Source organism: Rubricoccus marinus, from assembly GCF_002257665.1.
GTDB classification, from domain to species: Bacteria; Bacteroidota; Rhodothermia; order Rhodothermales; family Rubricoccaceae; genus Rubricoccus; species Rubricoccus marinus.
Map to the genome: position 1 here is coordinate 1 of NZ_MQWB01000013.1, position 2,441 is coordinate 2,441.

General features: G+C 72.8%; 1 protein-coding gene. It reads left to right on the top strand.

The genetic code is table 11. The annotated features are described in order from the left end of the window. Window positions 1–47 precede the first annotated feature (47 nt). Window positions 48–2,441 (top strand): hypothetical protein (locus tag BSZ36_RS18075; protein WP_143536999.1); only part of this gene is annotated, 2,394 nt, incomplete at its 3' end.

Below are 2,441 nucleotides of genomic sequence, written 5' to 3' on the forward strand. Positions count from 1 at the left end.
CTCCCGCCCCCGACCCGACCCTCCGTGAGCGGCCTCTGGTCGACAAAGTGCCCGCTCTCGACGCTTTCTTTGAGTGGCTCCACGGTGCTCTCCGGGGCCATACTGAAAAGAGCGACCTGCTCCGGGAGTACGACCTCCTCCCGCCGGCTCCGTCCAGCACAGCGGCCGACGCTGCCCCCACCGCGCAGCCGGACGGCCTCGTCATCGCGCTTGCGGACGGGGACACGAAGAGCGACCCGCTCGGGTCCAGCGCGGGCCTCGGCGTGCTTCTCCGCCCCGCCGATAATGGCACGCCAGCCCCCGCCTCGTGCCTCACCCTCGCGGACCTCCACGCGGCAGGCCGGACGCTCACCGAGGCAGCCCTCGTCCCGATCCGACTGGTGCCCCGAAACGGCCTCCTCCGGCCCCTCGTCACCTACCAAAACCACCCCCTCTCGGCCGTGTCGCCGGCCGCAGGCTTCGTCGCCCCGAGCCTCGTACCCGACCGCATGGGGGACGCGGACGACGGGGTGGACGACACCGCGCCGGTCTTCCGCAACCCGTATGGGTCCGCCTCGGGGTGGTCGCTGGCCCGGCTGTCGTACGGGGCCTCGTACCAGGTCGCCGCCTTCCAGACCGGGTCGGGCGGCATCCTCCCTCGCGAGATCGCCCAGGACGACGAGCCGACCCGGCTCGACCCCGACAAGCTTGAGTCGCCGGGCGCCGTCGATGCCTGGGCGGACTACGTCCACCAGCGACTCATCGCCGTGGGCCCCCTCCGTCTCTCGACCCCCTCCCCGGGCTCGCCACGAGGGCCCGGCCTCAGTGACCGCCTGGAGCTGCCGCCTGTGCCTGAGGGGGTCTTCCCCCTCGCGCGGTCGCTCGAGCGGTCCCAGGACCCTAAGAATCCCGCTGGCCCCGCACCCCTCCTTCTGCTCCGCCCTCCTCAGACCGGGACGCCAGGGCGCGGCGCGGGGCGCTCTGCCGGACGCCGCCGAGTCCCGGCCCCCTCGACGTTCACGCTCGAGATCCGCCCCCCCGTCGTCGACCCGGACGTCTGGCTGCAGTGCCTCCAAACGATCCGGCCGAACGACACGCCCCCAGCAGACCCAGCGCCCCCCCTGGAACGGACCCGGTCGCAGGCTGCCCACGTGCTCGCCGAAAGCGCAAAGCGCCGCTCGACAGGGGAGCCCGTCAAGGGCACCGGGGTACCGGACAACCTATGCGACCCATTCGTGCTCGGCCTCGACGCCGTCCTGACTCGGATCGACCAGAATGTGCCGGATGCGGCCAAGCAGGAAAGCATCACGTTCCGCCTCCCCTCTATGCAGGGCGGCCTCTCGGGGGAGGAGGTCGACGCCATCGGCTGTGAGATCTCGGTCGACGAGAGGGCCTCGTTACGTGTCGACGGGCAGACCCTCAAGGTCCAGGCCCCCGAGGGCTCGGTCTGGCGGCTGTCCCTCCGTCCCACCCTCCGCCAGCGGGACGGCCACGGCTTCTTCCGCAGTCCCCCCGCAGGCGACGGGGCACCTCAGAAAGGGCTTCCGGAGTACGGGGGCGCCCGAGACCTCCTCATCGAGGTGGCGACGCCGCACCTCCCGGCACCGGACGACCTCTACGAGGCCCTCCACGTGGAGTCGTTCCCTTCCCTGAGAGAAACCACGCTAGTCACCGACCCCGACGGCTCTCCCGCCCTGGGGGATGGGGGGGGGCGCCCCGCCGAGCGGCTGGTCGTCTCCCTCAATGGGGCGGCGCTCGGGGACCGCGCGAGGTGGCTCCACGACGCCCGCGTGCTGGTCCAAGAGTGGGCGTGGGACGGCCGCCCCCTAGAAAAGGACCAGGCCGTCGAACCGATTTTCCAGCCACCCGGGAACGGTGTCGAGTACCCCGCCTGGGACGCCACCCTCTTCGGGGACCGTCCGCCCTCGGGGGCCGAGTCCCACCCCGCTATCGCGGACTTCGGGCTCTGCGGAGCCTCACCCCGCGCGGTCCTCTACACCCGCGACCTCTCGCCGACGCGCGGCGCCCAGGCCTACCGGGTCGCCGTCGAGGTGACGAGTCGGTACGCGCCCCTCTGGGACGACGCCCCGACTCGGGCCTCCTACGAGGCGGGGCGCGAGAGCGTCGAGGACGCCCCCTTCGCCTGGCGTCACCGCGTGGTGCCCTCCCGGCTCCGGCAGACGCCCCCACCGCCCTCCATCCGGTTCATCGTGCCCCTCACGGAGGCCGCCTCGACGGACGCTGACCCCCGAGCGGCCGGCGCCCTCGTCCTCCTCAACGAGCCCTGGTTCGCCCACGGCGGGCTCTCCGAGGTGCTCACTGCCGAGATCGTGACGACCGACGTCCCGCCCGGCGCGGACGGGCAGGCGGCCCGCCTCCTCGAGATCGGACCCGACCCCATCCTCACGGGAGAGGCTCGCCCCCTCCCAGAGTCCCCCTCCCTCCCGCTCTCGGAGAGCCCA